The organism is Microbacterium sp. 2MCAF23, assembly GCF_052115565.1.
Classification (GTDB): domain Bacteria; phylum Actinomycetota; class Actinomycetes; order Actinomycetales; family Microbacteriaceae; genus Microbacterium.
This window is the reverse complement of sequence record NZ_JBFRGY010000009.1, coordinates 138528-163503: the sequence shown is the minus strand read 5'-3', so window position 1 is coordinate 163503 and position 24976 is coordinate 138528. Positions and strand designations below refer to the sequence as shown.

26 protein-coding genes are annotated in these 24976 nt (G+C 70.6%); 15 read left to right on the top strand and 11 right to left on the bottom strand.

Features of this window, described 5'->3' with window-relative positions; all coding sequences use genetic code 11:
- Window positions 1-56 precede the first annotated feature (56 nt).
- From purH to AB4078_RS11165, 3 genes are read right to left on the bottom strand one after another with little or no spacing between them, the layout of a single operon-like run.
- The gene (purH, locus tag AB4078_RS11175; protein WP_441977196.1) at window positions 57-1664 is read right to left on the bottom strand and encodes a bifunctional phosphoribosylaminoimidazolecarboxamide formyltransferase/IMP cyclohydrolase; all 1608 of its coding nucleotides are present in this window, start codon (window positions 1662-1664) and stop codon (window positions 57-59) included.
- 22 nt (window positions 1665-1686) lie between these two features.
- Entirely contained in the window at window positions 1687-2316 is a 630-nt protein-coding gene (purN, locus tag AB4078_RS11170; RefSeq protein WP_441977195.1) for a phosphoribosylglycinamide formyltransferase, read from the bottom strand.
- Window positions 2317-2371: 55 nt separating this feature from the next.
- On the bottom strand, window positions 2372-3610 hold the full coding sequence (locus tag AB4078_RS11165; RefSeq protein WP_441977194.1) for a cell division protein PerM: 1239 nt from the start codon (window positions 3608-3610) through the stop codon (window positions 2372-2374).
- Between the two features lie 158 nt (window positions 3611-3768).
- Here AB4078_RS11165 and AB4078_RS11160 point away from each other — a divergent pair, with 158 nt between their 5' ends.
- Window positions 3769-5190: an NCS2 family permease gene (locus AB4078_RS11160; protein ID WP_441977193.1), complete on the top strand. Its 1422-nt coding sequence runs from the start codon at window positions 3769-3771 to the stop codon at window positions 5188-5190.
- A gap of 175 nt (window positions 5191-5365) precedes the next feature.
- On the opposite strand, the gene AB4078_RS11155 is transcribed toward AB4078_RS11160, so the two are convergent.
- A complete protein-coding gene (locus tag AB4078_RS11155) occupies window positions 5366-6121 on the bottom strand; it encodes an MBL fold metallo-hydrolase (protein WP_441977192.1) in 756 nt (251 codons plus the stop codon).
- Between the two features lie 70 nt (window positions 6122-6191).
- Here AB4078_RS11155 and AB4078_RS11150 point away from each other — a divergent pair, with 70 nt between their 5' ends.
- Window positions 6192-7142 carry a GlxA family transcriptional regulator gene (locus tag AB4078_RS11150; RefSeq protein WP_440733513.1) on the top strand — a complete coding sequence of 317 codons (951 nt, stop codon included), beginning with the start codon at window positions 6192-6194 and terminating at the stop codon, window positions 7140-7142.
- A 68-nt stretch (window positions 7143-7210) separates the two neighbouring features.
- Here AB4078_RS11150 and sucD read toward each other — a convergent pair whose 3' ends face one another.
- Together sucD and sucC are read right to left on the bottom strand one after the other, a co-directional pair.
- Window positions 7211-8113 (bottom strand): succinate--CoA ligase subunit alpha, encoded by a 903-nt coding sequence (gene sucD, locus AB4078_RS11145; protein WP_440733514.1) that lies wholly within the window; start codon window positions 8111-8113, stop codon window positions 7211-7213.
- A 28-nt stretch (window positions 8114-8141) separates the two neighbouring features.
- Window positions 8142-9308 (bottom strand): ADP-forming succinate--CoA ligase subunit beta, encoded by a 1167-nt coding sequence (gene sucC / locus AB4078_RS11140; protein ID WP_440733515.1) that lies wholly within the window; start codon window positions 9306-9308, stop codon window positions 8142-8144.
- Window positions 9309-9506: 198 nt separating this feature from the next.
- Between sucC and AB4078_RS11135 the strand changes: the two genes are divergently transcribed.
- Both AB4078_RS11135 and AB4078_RS11130 read left to right on the top strand, forming a co-directional pair.
- Complete coding sequence (locus tag AB4078_RS11135; protein WP_440733516.1) at window positions 9507-10178, top strand: TetR/AcrR family transcriptional regulator; 672 nt, start codon at window positions 9507-9509, stop codon at window positions 10176-10178.
- A 125-nt stretch (window positions 10179-10303) separates the two neighbouring features.
- Window positions 10304-11536, top strand: a complete 1233-nt coding sequence (locus AB4078_RS11130; protein WP_441977191.1) for an acyl-CoA dehydrogenase family protein — start codon at window positions 10304-10306, stop codon at window positions 11534-11536.
- A gap of 42 nt (window positions 11537-11578) precedes the next feature.
- Here AB4078_RS11130 and AB4078_RS11125 read toward each other — a convergent pair whose 3' ends face one another.
- Entirely contained in the window at window positions 11579-12082 is a 504-nt protein-coding gene (locus tag AB4078_RS11125) for a hypothetical protein (RefSeq protein WP_441977190.1), read from the bottom strand.
- 60 nt (window positions 12083-12142) lie between these two features.
- Here AB4078_RS11125 and AB4078_RS11120 point away from each other — a divergent pair, with 60 nt between their 5' ends.
- The gene (locus AB4078_RS11120) at window positions 12143-13606 is read left to right on the top strand and encodes a phytoene desaturase family protein (RefSeq protein ID WP_441977189.1); all 1464 of its coding nucleotides are present in this window, start codon (window positions 12143-12145) and stop codon (window positions 13604-13606) included.
- 40 nt (window positions 13607-13646) lie between these two features.
- Window positions 13647-14690, top strand: coding sequence for an ATP-dependent DNA ligase (locus AB4078_RS11115; RefSeq protein WP_441977188.1), 1044 nt, complete (start codon window positions 13647-13649; stop codon window positions 14688-14690).
- A 9-nt stretch (window positions 14691-14699) separates the two neighbouring features.
- Here AB4078_RS11115 and ligD read toward each other — a convergent pair whose 3' ends face one another.
- Both ligD and AB4078_RS11105 read right to left on the bottom strand, forming a co-directional pair.
- Window positions 14700-15761, bottom strand: coding sequence for a non-homologous end-joining DNA ligase (ligD, locus tag AB4078_RS11110; protein ID WP_441977187.1), 1062 nt, complete (start codon window positions 15759-15761; stop codon window positions 14700-14702).
- 68 nt (window positions 15762-15829) lie between these two features.
- The gene (locus tag AB4078_RS11105) at window positions 15830-16714 is read right to left on the bottom strand and encodes a LysR family transcriptional regulator ArgP (RefSeq protein ID WP_441977186.1); all 885 of its coding nucleotides are present in this window, start codon (window positions 16712-16714) and stop codon (window positions 15830-15832) included.
- Window positions 16715-16791: 77 nt separating this feature from the next.
- Here AB4078_RS11105 and AB4078_RS11100 point away from each other — a divergent pair, with 77 nt between their 5' ends.
- On the top strand, window positions 16792-17484 hold the full coding sequence (locus AB4078_RS11100; RefSeq protein ID WP_441977185.1) for a LysE/ArgO family amino acid transporter: 693 nt from the start codon (window positions 16792-16794) through the stop codon (window positions 17482-17484).
- Window positions 17485-17537: 53 nt separating this feature from the next.
- Here the strand turns inward: AB4078_RS11100 and AB4078_RS11095 are convergent, their stop codons facing one another.
- Window positions 17538-18098: a MarR family winged helix-turn-helix transcriptional regulator gene (locus AB4078_RS11095; RefSeq protein WP_441977184.1), complete on the bottom strand. Its 561-nt coding sequence runs from the start codon at window positions 18096-18098 to the stop codon at window positions 17538-17540.
- A gap of 73 nt (window positions 18099-18171) precedes the next feature.
- On the opposite strand from AB4078_RS11095, the gene idi reads away from it, so the two are divergent.
- The 7 genes from idi to AB4078_RS11060 are packed head-to-tail and all read left to right on the top strand — an operon-like array spanning window position 18172 to window position 23778.
- Window positions 18172-18726, top strand: coding sequence for an isopentenyl-diphosphate Delta-isomerase (idi, locus tag AB4078_RS11090; RefSeq protein WP_441977205.1), 555 nt, complete (start codon window positions 18172-18174; stop codon window positions 18724-18726).
- Window positions 18723-19778, top strand: coding sequence for a polyprenyl synthetase family protein (locus AB4078_RS11085; RefSeq protein ID WP_441977183.1), 1056 nt, complete (start codon window positions 18723-18725; stop codon window positions 19776-19778). The genes idi and AB4078_RS11085 overlap by 4 nt, the downstream gene beginning before the upstream one ends.
- Window positions 19775-20653, top strand: coding sequence for a phytoene/squalene synthase family protein (locus AB4078_RS11080; RefSeq protein WP_441977182.1), 879 nt, complete (start codon window positions 19775-19777; stop codon window positions 20651-20653). Before AB4078_RS11085 ends, AB4078_RS11080 begins: the two co-directional genes overlap by 4 nt.
- Window positions 20650-22197, top strand: a complete 1548-nt coding sequence (crtI, locus tag AB4078_RS11075) for a phytoene desaturase family protein (RefSeq protein ID WP_441977181.1) — start codon at window positions 20650-20652, stop codon at window positions 22195-22197. The genes AB4078_RS11080 and crtI overlap by 4 nt, the downstream gene beginning before the upstream one ends.
- Complete coding sequence (locus AB4078_RS11070) at window positions 22197-22526, top strand: lycopene cyclase domain-containing protein (RefSeq protein ID WP_441977180.1); 330 nt, start codon at window positions 22197-22199, stop codon at window positions 22524-22526. The genes crtI and AB4078_RS11070 overlap by 1 nt, the downstream gene beginning before the upstream one ends.
- Window positions 22523-22888, top strand: coding sequence for a lycopene cyclase domain-containing protein (locus AB4078_RS11065; protein ID WP_441977179.1), 366 nt, complete (start codon window positions 22523-22525; stop codon window positions 22886-22888). The genes AB4078_RS11070 and AB4078_RS11065 overlap by 4 nt, the downstream gene beginning before the upstream one ends.
- Window positions 22885-23778, top strand: a complete 894-nt coding sequence (locus tag AB4078_RS11060; RefSeq protein ID WP_441977178.1) for a prenyltransferase — start codon at window positions 22885-22887, stop codon at window positions 23776-23778. Before AB4078_RS11065 ends, AB4078_RS11060 begins: the two co-directional genes overlap by 4 nt.
- Before the next feature lie 18 nt (window positions 23779-23796).
- Here the strand turns inward: AB4078_RS11060 and AB4078_RS11055 are convergent, their stop codons facing one another.
- Window positions 23797-24363, bottom strand: coding sequence for a TetR/AcrR family transcriptional regulator (locus AB4078_RS11055; protein ID WP_441977177.1), 567 nt, complete (start codon window positions 24361-24363; stop codon window positions 23797-23799).
- 56 nt (window positions 24364-24419) lie between these two features.
- On the opposite strand from AB4078_RS11055, the gene AB4078_RS11050 reads away from it, so the two are divergent.
- The gene (locus tag AB4078_RS11050; protein ID WP_441977176.1) at window positions 24420-24893 is read left to right on the top strand and encodes a DUF1772 domain-containing protein; all 474 of its coding nucleotides are present in this window, start codon (window positions 24420-24422) and stop codon (window positions 24891-24893) included.
- Window positions 24894-24976: the final 83 nt, after the last annotated feature.

The following is a 24976-nucleotide window of genomic DNA, read 5'->3' as shown; positions in this document are numbered from 1 at the left end:
TCGCGGAAATCGGACATGACAGTAGGAGCCTGTCGGCCTCGCAGGACCGCTCGGACTCAGTGGAAGAAGTGGCGCTCCCCCGTGAAGAACATCGCGACGCCGGCCTTGCGGGCAGCGGCCACGACCTCCTCATCGCGCACGGATCCGCCCGGCTGCACGATCGCGGTGACGCCTGCGTCGATGAGCACCTGCGCGCCGTCGGCGAACGGGAAGAACGCATCGGAGGCGGCGACGGATCCGGCCGCACGGTCGCCCGCACGCTCGACCGCGAGACGGCACGAGTCGACGCGGTTGACCTGGCCCATGCCGACGCCGACCGTGGCGTTGCCCTTCGACAGCACGATCGCGTTGGACTTCACGGCGCGGCACGCCTTCCACGCGAAGATGAGGTTCTCCATCTCGAGCTCATCGGGGCGCTCGCCGGAGACCAGCTCCCAGCCGTTCGCGACGGACTGGATGTCGTCGGGGAACCGGTCCGCATCCTGCAGCAGCAGGCCGCCCGAGACGAGGCGCACGTCCATGCGCTCCTGCTGCCAGTCGTCCGGCAGCTGCAGCAGACGCAGGTTCTTCTTCGCCTTGAACACCTCGAGCGCCGCCGGCTCGAAGGCCGGGGCGACGATGACCTCGGTGAAGATGTCCTTGAGGTTCTCCGCCATCTTCAGCGTCACAGTGCCGTTGGCCGCGATCACGCCGCCGTAGGCCGAGACGGGGTCGCATTCGTGGGCGCGCAGGTGCGCGCTCGCGATCGGATCCAGAGCGTTGGGTGCCGTCGTCGCGATCCCGCAGGGGTTGGCGTGCTTGATGATCGCGACCGCCGGGTGCACCATGTCATAGGCCGCACGCAGGGCGGCGTCGGCGTCGACGTAGTTGTTGTACGACATCTCCTTGCCTTGCAGCTGCGTCGCCTGGGCGATGCCGTGCCCGCCGGCGCGCGTGTAGATCGCGGCGCGCTGGTGCGAGTTCTCGCCGTAGCGCAGCGTTGCGAGGCGGGAGGCCGAGATCGTGAGCTGCTCGGGCAGTTCGCCATCGCTCGACAGCGTGCCGTCCGAGAACCACTGCGCGACGGCGGTGTCGTAGGCCGCCGTGTGCGCGAACGCTCGTGCAGCCAGCTCGCGGCGCTGCACGAGCGTCGTGCCGCCCTCGTCGATCGAGCGGATGAGCGAGGGGTAGGACTCGGGCGAGACCACGATGGCGACGTTGGCGTGGTTCTTCGCCGCGGCGCGCACCATGGCGGGGCCGCCGATGTCGATCTGCTCGACCACGTCGTCGCCGACCGCGCCAGAGGCCACGGTCTGCACGAACGGGTACAGGTTCACCACGACGAGCTCGAACGGGCTGATCCCCAGTTCGGCCAGCTGGCGCTCGTGGTCCTCCAGGCGGAGATCCGCGAGCACCGCGCCGTGGATGGACGGGTGCAGCGTCTTCACACGGCCGTCGAGCATCTCGGCGACGCCCGTCACGGTCGCGACGTCGGTGACCTCCAGGCCCGCATCACGAATGGTCTGGGCCGTGGATCCGGTCGAGACGATCTCGATACCGCTTGCCGCGAGAGCCTGCGCGAGCGGCACCAGGCCGGTCTTGTCGCTGACCGAGACCAGTGCGCGACGGATGCGCACAGCGTCACGGGGGCGGTAGAGGGACGGGTCGTGGGCGGGACCGGCCATCGGGGTTCCTTCCGGGTAGGCGTCAGTTCTCGTCAGCGGCCTGGGCCGATGAGGATCCGAGATCGTGGGGGCGGGCGCCGAGATCCAGGGATCCTTCGGCGATACGGCGGACGGTGTCGATCAGCAGGCGCCGCTCGACGGGCTTGATGCGCTCATGCAGGGCGGACTCGGTGTCGCCCTCGTGCACCGGTACGCGCTCCTGCGCCAGGATCGGCCCGCTGTCGACGCCGTCGTCGACCACGATCACGCTGGCCCCGCTCTCGCTCACCCCGGCCGCGAGCGCGTCGCGCACGCCGTGCGCTCCGGGGAACTCGGGCAGGAATGCCGGGTGCGTGTTGATGATGTTCGGAGACCAGGCCGCGACGACGTCGCGCGGCAGCAGCCGCATGAGCCCGCTGAGCACGATGAGGTCCGGTCGCCAGACCTTGAGCTGGGCATCGAGCTCGGCGCCCCACGCTTCGCGGCTGTCGAATGCCTCCCAGGGCACGACGAAGGAGGGGATCCCGTACGCCTCGGCGTGGGCGAGACCGTCGGCCTCCCGATCGGCGCCGATAACGATGATGCGAGCCGGAAATCCGGGGTCGGCGGCCGCGTCGAGGAGGGCACGAAGATTCGAGCCGGTGCCCGAGATGAGAACGGCGACCGTCAGCACCCAGACAGTCTAGCCGGGAGCCAAGAGGGCGCCGTCCCCGAGACGCACCCGCCGTTCAGACCCGATCGTCGTCGATCCACGCGGCGTCGACATCGCCGTGCCGACGGGGTGCGAGCAGCAGGATCGCGGCACCGACCAGCACCTCCAGCCCGAGGGCGAGCGCGACCGGACCCGGATCCGGTCCCGCGACCGCCAGCCGGCCGGGGCCGAGGGATCCGGAGGACAGCGCCGCCAGCAGCGCGCCGAAGCCGCCCGCGAGCACGGCGATCCCGACCGCGGTCGCCAGGCGGGAGCCGATCCCGGCCTCCGCCCCCGCCGACACCTGCCGCGAGCGGATCAGCCACCCCGCGAAAGCACCCGCGGCCACCGGCACGAGCACGACGATGAGGAGCCACGGCGAGGACGAGTCGGGCACGAGGCCCAGCACGGGCACACCGGGCACCACGCCCAGTACGGTGCCCGCGGGTGAGACCGCGGTTCCGGCACCGATCGCGAAGCCGGGGCCGGCGATCCATGCCACGGCCCATGCCACGAGCGTCGGCAGGTAGGCCAGCTGAGCGAGCCCGATCACGACCACGCCGAGCGGGTCGGCACGCAGTGATTCGAACAGCGCCACGATCTGACCGCCGCGGAACAGCGCCGTGACGGCGACGGCGAGCCCCGCCGCACCGACCACGCCGGCCACGGCCGCCGCGGCGCCGCGCACGATGTCACCGGGGACGTGCGCCCAGTCGGGCCAGCGGTCCAGCGCGTCCTGCAGACGGTCGACGAGGCCGCCGTCGCCCTCGCCCCACGCCGTGGCGACCGCCCCGGCGAGAGCGCCGCACAGGAACACCAGCGGCGGGAACAGGATCGCGAGCCACAGCGGCGCCTTCAGCACCCCGAGCCCGCCCGTCAGCGCCGCGAACGCAGAGACCACGGCGAAGACCGCCGTGCCGCTCGCCACGCCGGTGAGCCAGGATCCGGCGAGCGCTGCTCGGCGCCCCGAGCGCGCTGCGAAGATCGCGGTGAACCCGAGGAAGAGAAGCGGAGGCACCGAGAGGGCGAAGGACGCCGCGGACGGATCCAGCCCGACCGCCCGCACCAGCGCATCAGGCAGTGCGACCGCGAGGGGCACGCCGTGCCCGAACTGCCAGAGCGTCGCGGCAGTCGGCCAGAGCGCTCCCCAGTCGGCGCTCGCACCGAATGCGATCGCCCAGATCACCGTGAGCGGAGCGAGCAGCACGGCGAGGCCGATGGCCGCGGCGACGATCGCATCGACCGCCGCCAGGAGCACGATGAGGAGGCGTTGCATGACGGTTTCGAGCCTACGTGCTCCGCCTCGGCGGCCCCGACGGGCGCGCGGAAACGGAGCGTCGAACGCCTGCCGTGAATGGCCGCCGCGGCCGAGATCGTCCGCCCGGCGCACGGACCGCATCCGCGACGCGATACGGTCTTCCGCGGAGGTCTCCCATGACAACAGTCCCCCCGCCCGTGTCCGACCCGACCGCAACCGAGCCGAAGAACGCCGTCGACCGCTTCTTCGAGATCACCAAGCGCGGATCCACCCTCGGCACCGAGATCCGCGGAGGCATTGTCACGTTCGTGACGATGGCCTACATCGTGATCCTCAATCCGATCATCCTGTCCACCGCCGATGTCGCGGGCCATACGCTGCCCGGCGCAGCCGTCGCGGCCGCCACGGCGCTGACCGCCGGCGTCATGACGATCCTGTTCGGACTGATCGCCCGCCTGCCGTTCGCATTCGCGGCCGGGCTCGGCATCAACGCCTTCCTCGCGTTCACGGTGGTCAAATCGATCACCTGGCCCGAGGCCATGGCCCTCGTCATGATCAACGGCGTCATCATCGTCCTGCTCGCCGCGACCGGCCTGCGCAAGCTGATCTTCGACGCCGTGCCCGTGCAGCTCAAGCTCGCCATCACGGTCGGCATCGGCCTCTTCATCGCCTTCATCGGGTTCGTGAACGCCGGTTTCGTGACCTCGACGAAGCAGGCCTCTCCCCCGGTCGACCTCGGCGTCGGCGGATCCGTGGCTTCGATCCCCACGCTGCTGTTCGTCCTCACCCTCCTGATCGGAGGGGCGCTCATCGCCCTGCGCGTCAAAGGGGCCATCCTCATCGCGCTCGTGGGCGGCACCGTGCTCGCCGCGATCGTGAACCTCATCTGGCCGTTCGGCCAGGACTTCGGCTTCACGGGCAGCATCGTGAGCATCCCCGACCTGAGCCTGATCGGCCGGGTCGACTTCGGCTTCGACCTCGCCAAGGTCGGCGGCGTCGCCCTGGTCATGTTCGTCTTCACCCTGCTGTTCTCGAACTTCTTCGATGCGATGGGCACGATGACCGGCCTGGCGAAGGAGGCCGACCTGGCCGACGAGAAGGGCGACTTCCCCCGCATCAAGGCGGCCCTGGTCGTCGAGGGCGTCGGCGCGATCGTCGGCGGCGGCACGTCCTCCTCGTCCGCGACGGTGTTCGTCGAATCCGGCGCGGGCATCGGCGAAGGTGCGCGCACAGGCCTTGCGACGACGATCACGGGCGCGCTGTTCCTGCTCGCGATGTTCTTCACGCCGCTCACCGCCCTCGTGCCCAGCGCTGTCGCCGCGGCCGCGCTCGTGCTCGTCGGCGCCATGATGCTCTCACAGATCAAGAACATCGACCTCGGCGACTTCCGCGTGCTGCTGCCGGTGTTCCTCACGGTCACGGTCATGCCGATGACCTACTCGATCGCCAACGGCATCGGCGCCGGTTTCGTCAGCTGGATCGTCGTCAACGCGCTCACCGGCCGGATCAAGACGATCCACCCGCTGCTGTGGGTGGTCGGTGTCGGATTCGTGCTGTTCTTCGCCCGCGGGCCGATCGAGGCGCTGCTCGGCGCCTGACCGGACCCTCTGGACCCGCCGGACCCGCCGGATCCGCAGATCCGCTCGAGGCCCCCTCGCGGCGTCGAGGCCCCCTTCCGGGAACGCTCCTGGGAGGGGGCCTCGATCCTGAGAGGGGGTCTCGATGTGGTTGGACGGTCTCGCGCCGCCGCGCCGTCGGACCACCGCCACGCCGTCAGAGCACGAGCGGCACCCCGGCCTCCGGCACGCGCAGGCGATCGGCCAGCCCTGCGTAGCCGAACTCGCGCACCAGGCGCTCGCGGGTCTCGGAGAAGTGGTGCCAGCCCTCGGCGTGCATGGGCACGATGACGGCGTCGCCCAGCTCGCGCGCGGCGGCGACCGCGGTGCGCGCGTTGAGGGTGAGGTCGGCGTCGCCGAACCGCCCGACGTTGGCCGCTCCGGCGAAGAGCACGGCGATGTCGATCCGTCCGATCCTCGCCGCGATGTCTGCGACGAGTTCGACCGAGGCGTTGTCGCCCGAAACGTAGACGACCGGTCGCTCCGGCGCACGCAGCACGAAACCGGTCACGGTGCCGGACAGCGCCTCGGCGCCCTCCGGTCCATGCAGCGCCGGCACCGCGGTCACCTCGACATCGCCGAAGCGATGAGTCTGCCACGCGGAGAGCCCCGTCACGCCGTCGATGCGGCCGGCCGCCTCCGGGGTGGAGAGCACGGCGCCCGCGCGCGGCAGGAAGGTCCGCCCGGCCTCGTCGAGGTTGTCGGGGTGCTGATCGTGCGAGAGCAGCACGGCGTCGATCGCACCCACCGCATCAGCCCCGAGCGCGGGCCCGCTCAGCTTGTGCAGGGCGATGCCGCCGTCGTAGCTGCGCGGTGCGTCGAAAGTCGGATCGGTCAGCAGGCGCAAGCCGGCGTATTCGATGATCGCGGTCGGCCCACCGACCAGGGTCAGGGTCACGGAGTTCTCGGTCATGGATCCATCGTGGCGACGTCCGTTCGGCCGCGGGAGTGGCCCTGACGACACTCTTCGATAAGATCGGGCCATGCGCCGCGCCGCCGTCCTCGCCTTCCCCGGGATCAGCCCGTTCCATCTGTCCGTGCCGCTGATGGTCTTCGGCGGCGTCGGAGTGCGTTCGGTCGAGGCCGCCTATCGCACGGTGACCGTCGCGGAGACGCCCGGTCCGGTGCGCACCGCCGCGGGGCTGGACCTCGTCGTGACGGAGGGGCTCGAGGCGTTCGCGTCCGCCGACCTCGTCGTGATTCCGAGCTGGGATCCGGAGGTCGCGCCCAGTGCCGCGCTGCTCGACGCCGTCCGCAAAGCGCACGCCCGCGGTGCGCGGATCCTGGGCCTGTGCCTCGGGACGTTCGTCGTCGCCGCGAGCGGCATCGCCGACGGCAGGGAGGTGTCCACGCACTGGTCGGCGGGGCCTCAGCTCGCCGCCCGGCATCCCGAGCTCACCGTGCGCTGCGAGGCGCTGTGGACCGACCTCGGCGACGTGGTCACCTCGGCCGGGGTGGCGGCGGCGCTGGACTGCTGCCTGCACATCGTCCGCACCGAGCTCGGCAGCGCCGTCGCCGCCGACCTCGCACGCTCACTCGTGATGGCCCCGCACCGGGAGGGTTCGCAGGCCCAGTTCCTGTCCCGCCCCCTCGCCGCCGACCCCGAGGGGGACGAGATCGACCGGGCCATCACCTGGGCTCTGGGACGGATCGCCGAACCCCCGCCTATCGACGCCTGGGCCGGCTCCGTGCACCTCTCCCGGCGCACGTTCACCCGGCGCTTCCGCGACCGCACGGGCACCAGCCCCGGCGACTGGCTGCTGCAGCGCCGCCTGGACGAGGCGCGGCGACTGCTCGAGACGTCCGGTCTGCCGATCGAGGCCGTCGCGACGCGCACGGGCTTCGGCGGTGCGGTGACCCTGCGCCATCACTTCCGGGCGCGCTTCGGCACCACCCCGGGCGCGCACCGGCGCGCGTTCGCGGATCCGGTCTGAACCCGGCGGAGCGACGGGAATCGACGAGGGGCCCCGAGCAGATCGCCCGGAGCCCCTCGTCGTGATGCTTACAGCGCGGCGTAGACCTCGCGGAGCAGCGCGGCGGTCTCGGACGGCGTCTTGCCGACCTTGACTCCGGCGGCCTCGAGGGCCTCCTTCTTCGCCTGCGCCGTGCCCGCCGAGCCGGAGACGATGGCGCCGGCGTGGCCCATGGTCTTGCCCTCGGGCGCGGTGAAGCCTGCGACATAGCCGACCACGGGCTTGGTGACGTTGGCCTTGATGAACTCGGCCGCGCGCTCCTCGGCGTCGCCGCCGATCTCGCCGATCATCACGATCGCCTTGGTCTCGGGGTCGGCCTCGAACGCGGCGAGCGCGTCGATGTGCGTGGTGCCGATGACCGGGTCGCCGCCGATGCCGATCGCGGTGGAGAAGCCCAGGTCGCGCAGCTCGAACATCATCTGGTAGGTCAGCGTGCCCGACTTCGAGACGAGACCGATCGGGCCCTTGCCGGTGATGTTCGCCGGGGTGATGCCCGCGAGCGCCTCGCCCGGAGTGATGATGCCGGGGCAGTTCGGACCGATGATGCGGGTCTTGTTGCCCTTCTCGGTCGCGTACGCCCACGCCTCGGCGGAGTCGCCGACCGGCACGCCCTCGGTGATGACCACGAGCAGCGGGATCTCGCTGTCGATGGCCTCGACCATCGCGTCCTTCGTGAACGCCGGCGGCACGAAGGCGACCGACACGTTGGCACCGGTCTTCTCGATGGCCTCGGCGACGGAGGCGAACACCGGCAGCTCCACGGCGTTGCCGTCCTTGTCGGTGTGCGAGACCGTGGTGCCGGCCTTGCGCGCGTTCACGCCGCCGACGACGTTCGTGCCTGCCTTCAGCATGAGGGCGGTGTGCTTGGTGCCCTCGCCGCCCGTGATGCCCTGGACGATGACCTTGGAGTCCTTGTTGAGGTAGATCGACATGTTCGTTGTCCTTGTCTCGGAAGCCGGATCAGGCGTTCGCCAGCTCGGCGGCCTTGTCCGCGCCCTCGTCCATGGTGGCGGCGAGCGTGACGAGCGGGTGGTTGGCGGCGGCGAGGATCGCACGCCCCTCTTCGACCTGGTTGCCGTCGAGGCGCACGACAAGCGGCTTGGTGGCCGCGTCGCCGAGGATCTCGAGCGCCTTGACGATGCCCTCTGCCACGGCCACGCAGCTGGTGATGCCGCCGAAGACGTTCACGAACACGCTCTTGACCTGCTCGTCGTTCAGGATGACGTCCAGACCGCTGGCCATGACCTGCGCGTTCGCGCCGCCGCCGATGTCCAGGAAGTTCGCCGGCTTCACGCCGCCGTGGTTCTCGCCGGCGTAGGCCACCACGTCGAGGGTCGACATGACCAGGCCCGCGCCGTTGCCGATGATGCCGACCTGGCCGTCGAGCTTGACGTAGTTCAAGCCCGACTCCTTGGCCTTGGCCTCGAGCGGGTTCTCGGTCGCCTTGTCGGCGAGCTCCTCGTGCTCGGGGTGGCGCACCTCGCTGGCGTTGTCGTCGAGGGTGACCTTGCCGTCGAGGGCGATGATGTCGCCCTCCTCGGTCTGCACGAGGGGGTTGACCTCGACCAGGGTCGCGTCCTCGCCCTTGTAGACCTCGAACAGCTTCACGAAGACGTCGGCGACCTTCTCGGCCAGGCCCGGCTCGAAGTTCCCGGCCTTGGCGATCTCGAGGGCCTTGTCGAGGGTGATGCCCTCGAGCGGGTTGACCTCGACGCGGGCGAGAGCCTCGGGCTTCTCGACCGCGAGCTGCTCGATCTCCATGCCGCCCTCGACCGAGGCGAGGCTCAGGTAGGAGCGATTGGAGCGGTCCAGCAGCACCGAGAAGTAGAACTCGCGGGCGATGCGGGCGCCGGCGGCGACCATGACGCGCTTGACGACGTGGCCCTTGATGTCCAGACCCAGGATCGCCTTGGCGGCCTCGTACGCCTCGTCGGGGTTCTTGGCGACCTTGACGCCACCTGCCTTGCCGCGGCCACCGGTCTTGACCTGCGCCTTGACGACGACCACGCCACCGAGCTTCTCCGCTGCTGCCTTCACCTCCTCAGGGGTGTCGGCGACGATGCCGGCGAGAACCGGCACCCCGTACTTCTCGAAAAGGTCTCGTGCCTGGTACTCGTAGAGGTCCACGTGCAGTCCTTCGCTGGTTGCGACGAATGGGACGCGACAGGAATTCTGTCGGGTGTCGATGTGAGTCGACCCGATAGGCCAGCCTACTACCGCGGAATCGCGCTTCTTGACCGCGCACCCAGCCATCGGTCGGGCCCCCGCGACGTCCGATGACTCAGCATTCCCGGCGCAGGATCCTGACAACTAGGCTCTCCTTCTATGACCGAGCACGCCGACGTGTCCCCCGCTCGCACCGCCGTGGTGCGCGCTGCGCTCGAGCTGTTCTCTGCCCAGGGCTTCGATTCGACCTCGGTCGAACAGATCGCCAAGGCCGCAGGCATCTCCCGCTCCACCTTCTTCCGGCAGTTCGGGGGCAAGGACGACGTCGTCTTCGCCGATCATGAGGAGCTCCTCGACGGCTTGCGCCGCTACCTCGAGCGCCCGCACGCCAACCCCTGGACGGCGGTGTGCGATGGGTCGCTGATGGTGTTCCGCGCCTTCGCCGCCGACCCGGAGATGGCACGGCTGCGCTACCAGGTGGTCCGCGACGTTCCCACGCTGCGCGACCGCGAGATCGTGACGGTGTTCCGTTACGAGCGCCTGTTCGACGAGTACCTGCGCCGCTCGATGCCGGATCTGGATCCGCTCGACGCGGTCGGGTTCGCCGCGCTCGTGACGGCCGTGCACAACCACGTGCTGCGCCGGCTGCTGCGCGGATCCCGTACCTCGGCCGCAGCTCTGCGTCGCGCACTCGACGACGTGCTGCGCCGCTACGGCGTGCATCCCGACGCCGCGGCGGATCCTGGCGAGGACTCGGTGGTCGTCGCCGTGTTCCCACGCTCGATGCCCATGGCGGAGATCACCCGTCGCCTGCGCGACGAGCTGGGCTGACCCGCAGTCGGCCCACCTCCCGCCCGCCGCAGCGGGGCGCCGTCGGCGTGCGCGAAAGCAGTCGATAGACGGTACGCTGTCTCATGAATCTTGAGACTGAGTCTCACTCCCCGGATGGAGACCCCATGAGCAACGACGCCCTCTTCCCCGGCGAAGCCGTCACCTCCTACGACGTGACCGGACGCTGCGGCACCGACTACTACGAGGTCTTCTCCGACATCCCCTCCGCCGACCGTGCGCACTGGGAGCGGGCGCAGGCCTACGTCGACGAGGTCGGCTCGCAGATGCAGGACGCGTGGGATCGTGCCGAGTACCCGCTCGCCGTCGCGCGCCGCATGGGCGAGATGGACCTCGTCGTGGACGGCATCGTCCACCCCGCCCTCACTCGCATGAGCCCTCTCGCGGCGGGGCTCGTGAACATGGAGATCTCCCGCGGCGACGGCTCCCTCGGCACCGTCCTCGCCGTGCAGGGCGGGCTCGCCCTGCGCACGCTCGCCCTGTTCGGCAGCCCCGAGCAGCAGGACCGCTGGCTCGTCCCGCTCGCCGACGGATCCGTGCTCGGATCCTTCGCGCTCACCGAGCCCGATCACGGATCCGATTCCGTCTCGCTCGAGACCGTCGCGCGGCGCGACGGCGACGCGTGGGTCCTGCGCGGCGCGAAGAAATGGATCGGCAACGGCGCCTCCGGCGGCATCACCTTCGTCTGGGCGCGCATCGACGACGAGGGCGCGGCCGAGCACGGATCCGTGCGGTGCTTCGTCGTCGAGCAGGAGCGCCCCGGATACCTCGGCTCGGTCATCACGGGCAAGGTGTCGCTGCGCGGCATCCACCAGGCGCACATCCGCCTGGACGACGTGCGCGTGCCGCTGGACGCGGTGCTGCCCGGCACGCGCAGCTTCAAGGACGCCTCGATCGTGCTGTACGCCACGCGTTCCGGCGTCGCCTGGTCGGCGCTCGGGCACGCCACCGCCTGCTACGAGGCCGCCCTCGCTTACGCGAAGACCCGGGTGCAGTTCGGCAAGCCGCTCGCGAAGTTCCAGATGGTCCAGGAGCGGCTCACGCACATGCTTGAGGAGCTCACCTCGATGCAGCTGTACTGCCGCCGCATGGCGGACATGGACGAGGCCGGCACGCTCCGCCCCACGCAGGCGTCCCTGGCGAAGTTCCACAACACCCGTGCCGCACGACGTATCGCGTCGACGGCGCGCGATCTGCTCGGCGGCAATGGGATCCTGCTCGAGAACGGCGTCATGCAGCACATGGCCGACATCGAAGCGATCCACACCTATGAGGGCACCGAGAGCGTGCAGGCCCTGCTGATCGGCCGCGACATCACCGGGGTGAGCGCTTTCGCCTGACGAGCGGGCCGCTCGTCCCAGACGCACGGCCCGCGCTGCGACTCAGTCGCAGCCGCAGCCTCCGGAAGGCGTCTTCACCATGAAGCAGACGTCGCAGATGCCGTAGTCGCGATCTTCGCGCGCAGTCGCCTTCGGGGCGCGCGGCTCCGGCTTCGGCTTCGCCGGGGTGCGGGTGCCCGCGGAGCGCGCCGGGCGCGAGACGCCGGCCGGTCCACCGAGCAGCTCGCTGGGGTGGGTGACGTAGAAGTACGGCGCCCTGCCCTCGCTCGGAGCGAGGGGAAGCACACGTCCGGCCACGACGACCTGCTCGCCCTCGGCGAAGCCGTTGGTGTAGGTGCGCCCGATGTGCAGGGCCGCGCCCTCGCCGAGGCGGATCGCCTCGATGTAGCGGCCGCGATCGATGAGGCTGCTGATGCCGACCGCTTCCACGATCGCACGGATGAAGTCGTAGTTCGCGGAGTACATGCGGTGCGCGCGCAGGGCGTCCGCGAGGGACTTGTAAGGACGGGAGGTGCCAGTAGGGGTGGGACCCTGGACTTCATTCATATTGCTCCAAGCATCCCACGTTCTGCTCTGCGCGACCTGCGTGCGTGAAAGACTGGCGGCATGCCCCGCGCCACCGTCATCGGAAGCGGGCCGAACGGGCTCGCCGCGGCCGTCTCGCTCGCCCGGGCCGGCTACGTCGTCGAGGTGGTCGAGGCCGGCGCGACGATCGGCGGCGGGGTGCGCAGCGCCGAGGTCACCCTGCCCGGCTTCGTGCACGACGTCTGCTCGGCGGTGCATCCCGCCGCATACTCCTCCCCGTTCCTGCGCGCCTTCGGCCGCGACCGGATCGACTGGATCATTCCCGAAGCGGCATATGCGCATCCCCTCGACGGCGGGCGGGCGGGGATCGGCTGGCACGACCTGGAGCGCACGGCCGATGGGCTCGGCCCCGACGCCCGCGCCTGGCGCGCAATGCTGCGTCCGCTGAGCTCGCACATCGAGGGTGTGCTGGACTTCACCGGCGGCTCGCTGCTGCGGTTGCCCCGCGACCCGGTCACCGCGGTGCGCTACGGGCTGCGCGCGCTCGAGCAGGGCTCCGCAATGGCGACGCGCACCTTCCGCACCCCGGAGGCGGCGGCGCTCGTGGCCGGCGTGGTCGCACACGCCAACACCGCTCTGCCGGCGCTGAGCGGCGCCGCGGCGGGCCTGCTGCTCATGGCCCAGGCGCACGCCGGCGGCTGGGCGTATCCGCGCGGGGGTGCGCAGCGGATCGCCGACGTGCTCGCCGAGGATCTGCGTGCGCACGGCGGCACGATCCGCACCGGCACGCGCGTGGTCGACCTCTCCGCACTGGACTGGGGGGATCCGCACCGCGGCGATCTGCTGCTGCTGAACACGTCGCCACGGCTGGCCCTCACGCTGTGCGACGTGCCGCCGCACTACGCGAGGGCGGTGCGCGCGTACCGCTACGGCGCGGCGGCGGCGAAAGTGGACTTCGCCCTCGACGGGCCGGTGCCGTGGGCCAATCCCGAGGTCGCCCTCGCCCCGACCGTGCACGTCGGCGGAACCCGCGCTCAGGTGTGGGCGAGCGAGAATGCCGTCGCCCAGGGGCGCGTCTCCGAGCGGCCGTACGCGCTCGTCGCGCAGCACTCGGTACTGGACGACACCAGGGCCCCGGCCGGCAAGCAGGTGCTGTGGGCCTACATCCACGCCCCTGCGAACTCCGACGTCGACGCGACCGAGTTGGTCGTGCGGCAGATCGAGCGATACGCCCCCGGCTTCCGCGACCGCATCCTCGCCACCCACGCGGTCACTCCGCGCCAGCGCGCGCATCTCAACCCGGCCGAGATCGGCGGCGACATCTTCGGCGGCGCGTTCACGATGCGCCAGGCCGTGGTGCGCCCCGTACTCTCCCCCGCGCCGTGGCGCACGCCGATGCCGGGCGTCTACCTCGCCTCGGCCGCGACACCGCCAGGGCCCGGAGTGAACTTCATGGCGGGCTGGCACGCCGCCCGCACCGCGCTGGCCGACGCCGGCGAGCGCGTCGATCTGGGAGACCTGTTCGGATCCATGCCGGCGGGCTGACGATGGCCATGGAGGGCCGTCGGGCGGCAGGATGGGATCCATGCGCTACGAGATCCCCGCACCGATGCTCGCGAAGGCCGCCGCCGCTGTGCCGGATCCGGCGAAGTTCCCCGACGGCCTGCTGTACGAGCCGAAGTGGGACGGCTTCCGCGGACTCGTGTCGTGGAACGGCGAGAACGTCGAGATCGGCTCTCGCGGGGCGAAGCCGCTGACCCGCTACTTCCCGGAGCTCGTCGAGGCGATCCCGCGGCTGCTGCCGGGTCCGTGCCTACTCGATGGCGAGATCGTGGTCGCCACCGGACCTGCGGGATCGCAGCGCCTGGACTGGGAGGCTCTGAGCCAGCGCATCCACCCCGCCGCCTCACGGGTGCAGAAGCTCTCGGCGGAGACCCCTGCGATGTTCATCGCGTTCGACCTGCTCGCGGAGGGCGATGACGACCTGCAGGCCCTGCCGTTCGGCGAGCGCCGCGCACGGCTCGAGCGCCTGTTCGCCGAAGTGCCCCATCCCCTGCACCTGACCCGCACGACGACGGATCCCGGCACCGCCCGGCGCTGGCTCGCCGAGTTCGAAGGCGCCGGCCTCGACGGCATCGTCGCCAAGCCGCTGGATCAGCCCTACGCGCCCAACAAGCGCACCCTGATCAAGGTCAAGCACGCCCGCACCGCCGACGTCGTCGCGCTCGGCTACCGGATCCACAAGAGCGGATCCGGAGTCGGATCCCTGCTCGTGGGTCTGTACGGCGACGACGGCGTGCTGCGCCAGGTCGGCGGCGTCGCCGCGTGGAGCGACGCGATGCGCCAGCAGCTCGTCGAGGACCTCGCGCCCCTCGTGGAGCGCGACGAATCCGGCGCCGCCCTGACGGGCGACGGCGAGCGCTCGCGGTTCAGCGGCGCGAAGGACACCTCGTTCGTGCGGCTGCGTCCGGAGCGCGTGCTCGAGGTGCGCTACGACCAGCTGGAGGGCTGGCGGTTCCGGCACACCGTGCAGTTCGAACGCTGGCGCGACGACCGGGATGCGCGCTCCTGCAGCTATGAGCAGCTGGAGACCGTGGCCGGCTACGACCTCGCCGACGTCATCGACTGACGACGGGGCTCACTCCCCGACGCGCTCGCCGTTCTCGTCCCAGTTCGCGGCGACCTTCTTCGAGGGCTGCACGCGCGGGGGCTCCCCGGGCATCTTGGGGAACTCCGGCGGGAACGGCATCTCGCCGAGACCGTTCTCCACGTCGCGATCCCACCAGCTCAGCAGCGTGTCGATGCGTCCGGGGCTCTCCTGCATGCGCGCCCAGGGGTCCCCGAGATCGGCAAGACGCTGCGGCACGGTGCGGACCGTGAACCGGGTAGGATCCACGTCGTCCAGCTCGTCCCACTCGATCGGCGTCGAGACCGTCGCAGCCGGCAGCGCACGCGGGCTGTAGGCGCCGGCCATCGTGCGGTCGCGATTGGCCTGGTTGAAGTCGACGAAGATGCGCTCCCCGCGCTCTTCCTTCCACCACGCCGTGGTGACGCGATCGGGCAACCGCCGCTCCAGTTCGCGGCCCGCGGCGATCACCGCGTGTCGCACCGTGAGGAACTCCCATTCCGGCACGATCGGGCAGAAGACGTGCAGCCCGCGGTTGCCGCTGGTCTTGATGAACGCCTCCAGTCCTGCCTCACGGAGCACGGCGCGCAGCTCATGCGCCGCGGGGATCGCTTCGGCGATGCCCGTGCCCGGCTGCGGATCGAGGTCGATGCGCAGCTCCACCGGATTGTCGGTGTCCGACGCGAGCGAGGCCCAGGGATGGAACACGACGGTGTTCATCTGCACCGCCCAGACGATCGCGGCGGTCTCGGTGAGCACGATCTGCGGATGCTTGCGTCCGCTGTTGTACGTGCACATCACGCTCTGCACGAAGTCGGGCGTGCCCTTGGGCGGGTTCTTCGAGAAGAAGCTCTCGCCGTCGATGCCGTCCCGGTACCGCTCGAGCGAGACGGGCCTGTTGCCGGTCGAGGTGAGGAACGGCGTCGACACCGTCTGCACATAGTCGGCGAGCTCGCCCTTCGTGATCGGGCCGCCCTCCGCAGCCGGCCAGACCGCGCGATTCGGGCTGGACAGGTCCAGGGTCCGGTCGCCGTCGGGTCCGGGTACGGTCAGCCTGATGCGCTCGGATGCCATGACTCGACCCTAGGGCGCGCCGTCGACGCTGCGCCACGGATCCGTGAGAAACCGCGAGCAGCTCGCCGTCAGCGCAGCACGCGATCGGCTTCCGCGCGGATCTCCGCCGCGATCGCGTCCAGAAGCTCGGAGCGCAGGTTCCACTGCTGCCAGAACAGCGGCGAGGAGAACTCCTCGTCATCGAGCCGCACCAGGCGCCCGTCCGCGAGGCCCGCCTGCGCATGCGGGACCGGTAGCAGGGCCCAGCCCAGCCCGAGCTCCACGGCGACCGAGAAGTCCGCAGAGGCCGGCACATGGTGCCGTGGAACCGGCCACGGGTCGACACCGCGTTCACGCAGCCAGTCCTGCTGCAGCAGGTCGCGCCGGTCGAAGTCGACGAACGGCGCGTGTGCGAGCGACTCGGCGGTCACGCCGTCAGGGAACCAGCGTCGAGCGAAGCCCGGAGACGCCGCGGCCACGTAGTGCAGCGCGCCGAGCGCCTCGGCCCTGCACCCGCCGACCGGCTCCGACTCGCTCGTCACCGCCGCCATCACGGTGCCCGATTCGAGCAGCCGTGCGGTGAAGTTCTGATCGTCGCGATGCAGGTCGAACTCGACGTCGTAGCGCTCGGCGAGCCGGGCGAGCGGGGCCAGGAACCAGGTCGCCATCGAGTCGGCGTTGACCGCGAGCGGGATCCTGATGCGCGCGCCCTCCCCCTCCGCGGACAGGCCGAAGCCGGCGATCGCATCGCGCTCGAGGAGAGCGATCTGACGGCCGAACCGGGCGACGGCCTCCCCCGCCTCGGTGGCTCTCACGGGCTTGCTGCGCACCAGCAGGATCCGGCCGAGCTGCTGCTCCAGGGTCTTGATCCGCTGGCTCACCGCCGAGGGCGTCAGCAGCAGCCGACGGGCTGCCGCCTCGAAGCTTCCCTCGTCGAGCACCGCGGCCACCGTCCGCGCGGATTCCGGGTCCACCTGCACATGAGCGATTCTAATCTGACTTAAGGAATCTTCACTGGTGCTGAATCGGATCCCGGCCATACTCTCGATCCGTGCTCATCCTGCTCTCCGGCCTCGGTCTCATGTTCTCGCTCATCATCGCCGTCGGCGCACAGAACGTGTACGTGCTGCACCAGGGACTGCGCCGCGAGCACGTGCTGCCCGTCGTACTGATCTGCGCGGCCTCCGATGCGGCCCTCGTGCTGGCGGGCACCGCAGGGCTCGGCTACCTCGTGAAGACCCTGCCCTGGCTCATCGTGGTCGCGCGCTGGGCCGGGGCGATCTCGCTCGTGGTGTACGGTGTGCTGGCGGCCCGCCGTGCGTGGAGGGCCGGCGGCGAAGCACTGCTCGCCGAGCCTGCCACCGCTGTCGCCTCGGATGCCCGCGTCACCTCCGCGGCATCTCCGGAGAACGGATCCGGCGGCACCACCACCCTGGCCCGCACGGCCCCGCTCGCGCCCGTGATCCTGGCGACGCTCGCCTTCACCTGGCTGAATCCCAACGTGTACCTCGACACGGTGCTGCTCATCGGATCCATCGCCGCAACGCACGGCGATGGCCGGTGGCTGTTCGCGGCCGGCGCCATCATCGCGAGCGTCACCTGGTTCTTCGCGCTCGGCTTCGGCGCGCGCCATCTCGGCCGATGGCTGCGCACGCCGCGCGCCTGGCGGATCCTGGACACCGTGATCGCCGCGCTGCTGGTGGTGATGGGGGTCAGCCTGGTGCTGCCGGTCTTCCTCGGCTGAGCGCTGATCCGCGTCGGGCCGCGGGACATGTCGGCGACGGCGACGTCCGGGCGCTACTCCTCGCCGCCCGTGGTCTCCCCCTCCGTGGCGGCGAGATCACGCAGGAAGCCGGTGACGACGCGGCGGTCGGCTGACGACATCCGGGCAGCGACGTCGAAGCGCCGCGCATGCAGACGCCCGACCCCCTCCCGGGCCGCCTGACGCGTCGCAGGGGTGACCTGCAGCACGATCGATCGCCGGTCGGCTGGATGCGGCCGCCGGATGATGTGCCCGCCGCGCTCCAGTCGATCGAGCATCTTCGTCGTGGCCGCGGTGCTGACCCCGAGATGGTCGGCCACTGCGCGGGCGGTCGCCACCTGCCCGGCGTTCTCCACCGTAATGAGAAAGCGCACGGCGCGCATGTCGTTCTGATTGAGGTTCATGTACCGCCGGGAGGCCGCGCTCATGCGCTCGGCCGCGCCGTGCCACGCGCGCAGCGCCGCCATCAGCTCGACGATCTCGTCGACCTCCCCGTCCGCCAGGTGGTCGCGCCGCACGAGCTCCGCGGCGGGATCGATGAGCCGAGGATCGATCATCGCTCGATCGAGGCGGGGTTCGGATTCGGGGACTTCCACGGGAGGACTCTATGCCATAGAGTTACCGCTAACTTGGTTAGTTAGTTTCTTAGTTAGCAAAAGGATGATCGTGATCCCTGACGCCGACATGGTCGTGCTCCTGAACGCCGACGGCACCCGGATCGGCGTCGCGCCGAAGAGCAGCATCCACGGTGCCGCCACCCGGCTCCACCTCGCCTTCTCCTGCCACGTGTTCGACACGCGAGGGCGCCTGCTCGTCACCCGCCGCGCGCTGACGAAAACCGCCTGGCCGGGCGTCTGGACTAACTCGTTCTGCGGACACCCCGCCCCGGAGGAGGGGCTCGTGGATGCCGTGCGCAGACGAGCCGAGCACGAACTCGGACTGCACCTGGACTCCGTGGAACCGGTGCTGCCGTTCTTCCGCTATCGCGCGACGGACGCGTCCGGCATCGTCGAGAACGAGATCTGCCCGGTGTACATCGCGACGACCACGCAGCCGCCCCGCGCGCACCCCGACGAGGTGATCGAGCACCGCTGGGTCGACCCTGACGATCTCGCCGCGTCCGTGCGCCGCACCCCGTGGGCGTTCAGCCCCTGGCTCGTCCTCCAGGCCGAGCTGCTCCCGTTCCTCGGCGGAGGCAGAGGGCTCGAGGAGCTGGCATCGTGAGCGACCGCATGCTCTCGGCGGACGTGCTCGCCGACGTCGGCGCCGTCGTCGACGAGTGCTTCCACGACGTTGCCGAGCGCATCGGCGCAATCGAAGGTTTCGACACGGTGTGGGGTGAGGCCCGCCGCGGCGCACAGGGCGGCAAGATGTTGCGCCCACGGCTCGTGCTCGCCGCGTATCGCGCCTTCGCCGACGAGCCCTCCGACGACGCGATCCGCGCCGCGGCCGCCGTCGAACTGCTCCATCTGGCGTTCCTGCTGCACGACGACGTCATCGACCGCGACCTCGTGCGCCGCGGCGGACCCAACCTGATCGYGCTGCGCCGTGATGCGGCCCTCGCCGACGGCGCCGACGAGGCGACCGCTCTCCGATACGGCCAGAGCTGCGCGATCCTGGCGGGGGATCTGCTCCTGTCCGCCGCGCACCGTCTCATCGCCGGCCTCGAGGCCTCCGCAGCGCCGCGCGGTGCGCTCCCGAGCATCCTGGCCGATGCGATCGACGCCGCTGCGGTCGGCGAGCATGCGGACATCCGGCTCGGCATCCGGGGCGAGGCGGGCGAGGCGGCGATCCTGCGCACCATGGAGCACAAGACCGCCCGCTACTCGTTCAGCGCACCCCTGCGGATCGGAGCGCTGCTGGGCGGTGCCCCGGCCGCCACCGTGGAGGCGCTCGGCTTCATCGGCACGACCATCGGCCTGGCCTTCCAGGCACGCGACGATGTGCTCGGAGTCTTCGGCGACCCTCGCCAGACCGGCAAGTCCGTCCTCTCCGACCTCCGGGAGGGCAAGCTGACCCTGCTCATCGCGCACTCGCGAACCCATCCGGCATTGCGGGCCGTGGCGGATCTCTTCGGCGATCCCGAGCTCGATGAGCGGGGTGCGGCCGCGATCCGCACCGCGATCGAGTGCTCGGGCGGGCTCGCCCGCACCGAAGCGGTGATCTCGAGCCTCGTCGTCGAGGCGCGCGCATCGATGCTGCTCACCGACCTTCCCACACGCCTGAGGGACGACCTGGAGCACCTGATCGTCGGCGCGACGGAGCGCCGCCGATGACCGCAGACACGGGGCTGGCCCTCTACGATCGAGCCGCCGCGCGCGGATCGGCCCAGATCCTGGTGAGCTACTCCACGTCCTTCCGGCTCGCGAGCCGGCTGTGCTCACCCGTCGTGCGCGCGGACCTCGCCGCGATCTACGCGCTGGTGCGGGTCGCCGACGAGATCGTCGACGGCTGCGCCGCCGGTGCCGGGCTCTCCGCTGCGCAGTGCCGTGCGGTGCTGGACGGGCTCGAACGCGAGCTCGAGACCGCACTGCGCGCCGGATACAGCGCGAACCTCGTCGTGCACGCGTTCGCCGCCACCGCACGCGCGACCGGGATCGGCACCGACCTGACCCGCCCGTTCTTCGCATCGATGCGGCGCGATCTCACCCCCGTCGTCTTCACGCACGAGCGCGAGCTCGACGAGTACGTGTACGGATCCGCCGAAGTGGTCGGACTCATGTGCCTGGCTTCGTTCCGCCGCGGGCTGGAGCCGGATTCTGTGCGCGATGCGCGCTGGGATCGAGGAGCGATCGCCCTCGGATCGGCGTTCCAGCGGGTGAACTTCCTCCGCGACCTCGGCGAGGATGTCGACGCGCTCGGACGCGCCTACTTCCCCGGCGTCGACCCGCACTCGTTCACTGACGCGCAGCGCGACAGCATCCTGGATCGGGTGGACGCGGATCTCTCGATCGCCGACGCCGTGATCGGCGAGCTGCCTTCGTCCTCGCGCCGGGCAGTGGCGGCCGCGCACCTGCTCTATGCGGATCTCTCCACCCGGCTGCGGCGCACGCCCGCGCAGGAACTGGTCGTCCGACGGATCCGCGTACCCGGCTCGCGCAAGGCCGCCCTGTTCGGCCGCGCGATGCTCCGCGGCGGGGGCGCCCGGTGAGCCGCGTCGCGATTCTCGGCGGGGGGATCTCCGGCCTCGCGGCGGCGGCGCTGCTCGCCACGGACGGCCACGACGTATCCCTCTTCGAGCAGTCCGACCGACTCGGCGGACGTGCGGGGAGCTGGGAGAGGGAGGGTTTCCGGTTCGACACGGGCCCCTCGTGGTACCTCATGCCCGAGGTGTTCGACCACTGCTTCCGCCTTCTGGGCACGAGCGCCCAGAAGGAGCTCGATCTCATCCGCCTCGATCCCGCCTACCGGGTGTTCTCCAACGACGAGGCTCCGCTCGACATGCACTCCGCCCGCGACCGCTCACTCGCCCTGTTCGAATCACTCGAGCCCGGCGCCGGGGCCGCCCTCGCCCGCCATCTCGACTCCGCGGCGCGCACCGCCCGCATCGCCACCGACCGCTTCTTGTACACCGATTTCTCGCACCCGCGGGCGTTCCTCCCTGGGAGCGACGTCGGCGAGCTGCCGCGTCTGGCCACGCTGCTGGGCACCTCGTTGCAGAGCATGGTCGAGTCCTCCTTCTCGGACCGGAGGCTGCGACAGATCCTGCAGTATCCCGCGGTCTTCCTCGGCGGGGCGCCCTCGATCGCCCCCGCGCTGTTCCATCTGATGAGCACGTTCGATCTGGAGGACGGCGTGCAGTACCCGCAGGGCGGCTTCACCACGGTCATCGACGCGTTCGCGCGGCGAGCGCGCGCCGCCGGGGCCCGGCTGCACACCGGTGCACAGGTGCGCCGGATCCTGATCGAACGCGGAGCCGTGCACGGCATCGCCGTGGCCACGGACGGCGTCGTCCGGGAGGAGCCGTTCGATCGCGTCGTGAGCACGGTCGACATGCACCACAGCGACACGGCGCTGCTGCCCTCGGCGGCCCGCGAACGCTCGCCCCGGCGCTGGCGGCGGATGAACCCCGGAACCGGCGCGGTGCTCGCGATGCTGGGCGTCCGCGGACTCCTGCCGGGGCTCGCCCACCACAACCTGTTCTTCACCGAGGACTGGGACGCGAACTTCGACGCGATCTTCGGATCCGCCCCGCGGGTGCCGGAACCGGCGTCGTTCTACGCGTGCATGCCCAGCGCCACCGACGACACGGTCGCGCCGCAGGGTGACGAGAACCTGTTCCTGCTCGTCCCCGTGCCCGCGGATCCGGCGATCGGTGCGGGAGGTCTCGACGGCCGCGGCGCCGCCGCGGTGGAACGCATCGCCGATCGGGCGATCTCCGAGCTCGCGGCGCACGCGGGCGCGCCCGATCTCGCGGAGCGCATCGTCGTACGGCGCACCGTGGGTCCTGCCGACTTCGCCCGCGACCTGCACTCCTACCGCGGGTCGGCGCTCGGCCCCGCGCACACGCTGCGGCAGAGTGCCTTCCTACGGGGTCGCACGCGTTCCCGCACGACCCGCGGACTGTTCTACGCGGGCGCGACGACGCTGCCGGGGATCGGTCTGCCCATGTGCCTCATCAGTGCAGAGCTCGTGCTGAAGGCGTTCCGCGACGATCGCACGAGCGGACCGCTGCCCGTGCCGGCGGAGACGTGATGGGCTTCCTCCATCTCGCGCTGCTGCTGGTGTCGATCGCCGGCGTCGGCGTCATCGATCGGCGCTGGCGACTGTTCCTCTGGGCGGAGCCGAGGCGAGCGCTGCTCATCCTGGCCGCAGGCGCCGGCGTGCTGCTGCTCTGGGATGTCGTCGGGATCGCGACCGGCATATTCACGCGTGAGACCAACCCGCTCTCCACCGGCGTCCTGCTCCTGCCTCATCTGCCGATCGAGGAGCCGGTGTTCCTCGTGTTCCTGATACAGCTGACCATGGTGCTCTACACGGGCGCACTGCGGATCCTGCGTGCACGCGAGGAGCACCGTCGATGAACGGCACGTATCTGATGGTCGACGCGACCTTCCTCGTCCCCTGCATCGTGATGCAGTGGCTCACCTGGCGTCGGGCGCCTGCAGGTCACGGCGCGGCGCTCGTCCTCGCGACCTTCGGCCTCGTCTTGCTCACCGCCGTCTTCGATTCGCTCATGATCGCCGCAGGCCTGTTCACGTACGCGCCGCGCCTGATCAGCGGGATCAGGATCGGCCTGGCCCCGATCGAGGACCTCGCGTATCCCATCGCGGCCGCTCTGCTCGGCTCGGCCGCGTGGAACCTGCGCCGCTCGTCACCCGAGGAGCGGCTGCAGAGGGCTGAACCGGATCCCGACGCCCGCACCCCTGAGGACCGACCACGATGAGCATGACCACAGCACGATCCCTGCCACTCGATCTGCTGCTGACCTCGCGCCCGCTGAGCTGGATCAACACCGCCTTCGGTTTCGCGGCCGCCTACATCCTGACGACCGGCCGCGTGGACGCTACCCTCGCGATCGGCACGCTGTTCTTCCTCGTGCCGTACAACCTCACGATGTATGGCATCAACGACGTCTTCGACCACGCGTCGGACCTCGCGAACCCGCGCAAGGGCGGTGCGGAGGGCGCCGTGCTCTCTCCGACTCTGCACCGCGTGGTGATGGCATGGTCACTGCTGCTCCCGGTGCCGTTCATCGTCTTCCTCGTCGCGATCGGGGATCCGGTGTCCTGGCTCGTGCTGGCGATCAGCCTGTTCGCCGTGATCGCCTATTCCGCGCCAGGGCTGCGGTTCAAGGAGATCCCCTTCCTGGACTCGGCGACGTCGAGCCTCCACTTCGTCTCTCCCGCCGTCTACGGGCTCGTGCTGGCGCGCGCGACACCGACGCCGGCGCTCGTGGTGCTGTTACTCGCCTTCTTCGCGTGGGGCGTCGCGAGCCACGCGTTCGGCGCGGTGCAGGACGTCGTCCCGGACCGAGCGGCAGGGATCGCCTCGATCGCGACCGTGCTGGGCGCGACGCGGACCGTGCGCTTCGCGTCGGCGATGTGGGCGCTCGCTGGCGCGCTCATGCTCTTCACGTCGTGGCCGGGCCCGCTCGGGGCCGTCCTCGTGCTGCCGTACATCGGCGCCGTCTGGCCGTTCCGCTCGGTCTCGGACGAGGGATCGGAAGCGACGAACCGAGGATGGCGCCGTTTCCTCCTGCTGAACTACGTGTGCGGCTTCCTCGCCACCATGCTGCTCATCTGGTGGGCGGCCCAGGGCGGTGCGGCGTTCTGAGCGGGGCCGCTTCAGGCGTCAGGACACGAACAGCGCGATGATCGCGCCGAGACGCGCCTGTTCCAGCGCAGGGTCGAGCCTCTCCGACGCCGCCAGCCTCGCCACACCGTGGAGCGTGCTCCACAGCAGCTCCGCACGCACCACGGCCTCCTGCTCGGCCATGCCCGCGGCCGACACCGCGCGGAGGAACGCCCCGAACGCCGCACGCAACGGCTCCGGGGTCTGCACAGTCGCGAAGACGATGCGGGTGCGTGCCTCGAACATCGCCTCGTAGAGCGCCGGATGCGTTTGGGCGAACGCAAGATACGTGTGCACCACATGCGCGAGACGGTCGCCCTCGCCGACTGGGTCCGCAAGCTCGTCCGCCATCGCGGCGAACCCCTCGATCATCACCTGCTCGACGATCTCGTCCCGCCCGCCGGGGAAGTTGCGGTACAGGATCGGCTGGCTGAAGCCGATCTCGGCCGCCAGCCGCCGGACGGTCACGGCCGACCACCCCTCCGTCTCGGCGACGCGTCGGGCGGCGTCGACGATGGCACGGGAGCGCTCCGCGGGATCGGCGCGCGGGGGCGTTGACGGGGTCATGGCACGATGTTAGCATCGCTAACTGTTAGCACCGCTAACTCAAAGAAGGAGAAGCCATGTCCCTTGCGATCATCGCCACCGCCATCGGTGCGATCACGACCATCGCCGTCATCTTCGGCACCGACGTGCTCGCCGCCGTCGTGCTGCGTCCCGTCTACGCCGAGGTCGATGAAACGACCCTCGTGCAGGTAGTCGGCCGCGGGCACTACTACGGGGATCGCCGGCTGCCGGGCGTCGGCATCGCGGGCGTGGTGCTCACGGTGGCGACCGCCGCGCTCTCGGCATTCTGGGGCAGCCTCGCCGCCGCCGCCCTCGCGACCGTCGCGCTCGTGGCCCTGCTGCTCTGGCTCGTGCTGTTCGGCACGATCGCGAAACCGATCAACACGACGCTCACCGCTGCTGCACTCGGAGGCACCGTGCCGACCGACGTCCGGGCCCTGCAGGATCGGTGGGAGTCGATCATCCCCCTGCGGGCCACGCTGCAGGGACTCGCCCTGGTGCTGCTGTGCGTCGCGCTGGTGGTGCGCTGAACGGCGACCGCGACGGTCAGCGCCACCCGCGAAACGATCAGCAACGCAGAAGACCCCCGCCCCGAGGGGCGAGGGTCTTCGTG

Excerpts from the sequence above, each read along its gene's own strand:
- purH (WP_441977196.1), bottom strand. The coding sequence starts at position 1,664 with ATGGCCGGTCCCGCCCACGACCCGTCCCTCTACCGCCCCCGTGACGCT.
- AB4078_RS11165 (WP_441977194.1), bottom strand. The coding sequence starts at position 3,610 with ATGCAACGCCTCCTCATCGTGCTCCTGGCGGCGGTCGATGCGATCGTC.
- AB4078_RS11160 (WP_441977193.1), top strand. The coding sequence starts at position 3,769 with ATGACAACAGTCCCCCCGCCCGTGTCCGACCCGACCGCAACCGAGCCG.
- AB4078_RS11155 (WP_441977192.1), bottom strand. The coding sequence starts at position 6,121 with ATGACCGAGAACTCCGTGACCCTGACCCTGGTCGGTGGGCCGACCGCG.
- AB4078_RS11150 (WP_440733513.1), top strand. The coding sequence starts at position 6,192 with ATGCGCCGCGCCGCCGTCCTCGCCTTCCCCGGGATCAGCCCGTTCCAT.
- sucD (WP_440733514.1), bottom strand. The coding sequence starts at position 8,113 with ATGTCGATCTACCTCAACAAGGACTCCAAGGTCATCGTCCAGGGCATC.
- AB4078_RS11135 (WP_440733516.1), top strand. The coding sequence starts at position 9,507 with ATGACCGAGCACGCCGACGTGTCCCCCGCTCGCACCGCCGTGGTGCGC.
- AB4078_RS11130 (WP_441977191.1), top strand. The coding sequence starts at position 10,304 with ATGAGCAACGACGCCCTCTTCCCCGGCGAAGCCGTCACCTCCTACGAC.
- AB4078_RS11125 (WP_441977190.1), bottom strand. The coding sequence starts at position 12,082 with ATGAATGAAGTCCAGGGTCCCACCCCTACTGGCACCTCCCGTCCTTAC.
- AB4078_RS11120 (WP_441977189.1), top strand. The coding sequence starts at position 12,143 with ATGCCCCGCGCCACCGTCATCGGAAGCGGGCCGAACGGGCTCGCCGCG.
- AB4078_RS11115 (WP_441977188.1), top strand. The coding sequence starts at position 13,647 with ATGCGCTACGAGATCCCCGCACCGATGCTCGCGAAGGCCGCCGCCGCT.
- ligD (WP_441977187.1), bottom strand. The coding sequence starts at position 15,761 with ATGGCATCCGAGCGCATCAGGCTGACCGTACCCGGACCCGACGGCGAC.
- AB4078_RS11080 (WP_441977182.1), top strand. The coding sequence starts at position 19,775 with ATGACCGCAGACACGGGGCTGGCCCTCTACGATCGAGCCGCCGCGCGC.
- AB4078_RS11070 (WP_441977180.1), top strand. The coding sequence starts at position 22,197 with ATGGGCTTCCTCCATCTCGCGCTGCTGCTGGTGTCGATCGCCGGCGTC.
- AB4078_RS11065 (WP_441977179.1), top strand. The coding sequence starts at position 22,523 with ATGAACGGCACGTATCTGATGGTCGACGCGACCTTCCTCGTCCCCTGC.
- AB4078_RS11060 (WP_441977178.1), top strand. The coding sequence starts at position 22,885 with ATGAGCATGACCACAGCACGATCCCTGCCACTCGATCTGCTGCTGACC.
- AB4078_RS11055 (WP_441977177.1), bottom strand. The coding sequence starts at position 24,363 with ATGACCCCGTCAACGCCCCCGCGCGCCGATCCCGCGGAGCGCTCCCGT.
- AB4078_RS11050 (WP_441977176.1), top strand. The coding sequence starts at position 24,420 with ATGTCCCTTGCGATCATCGCCACCGCCATCGGTGCGATCACGACCATC.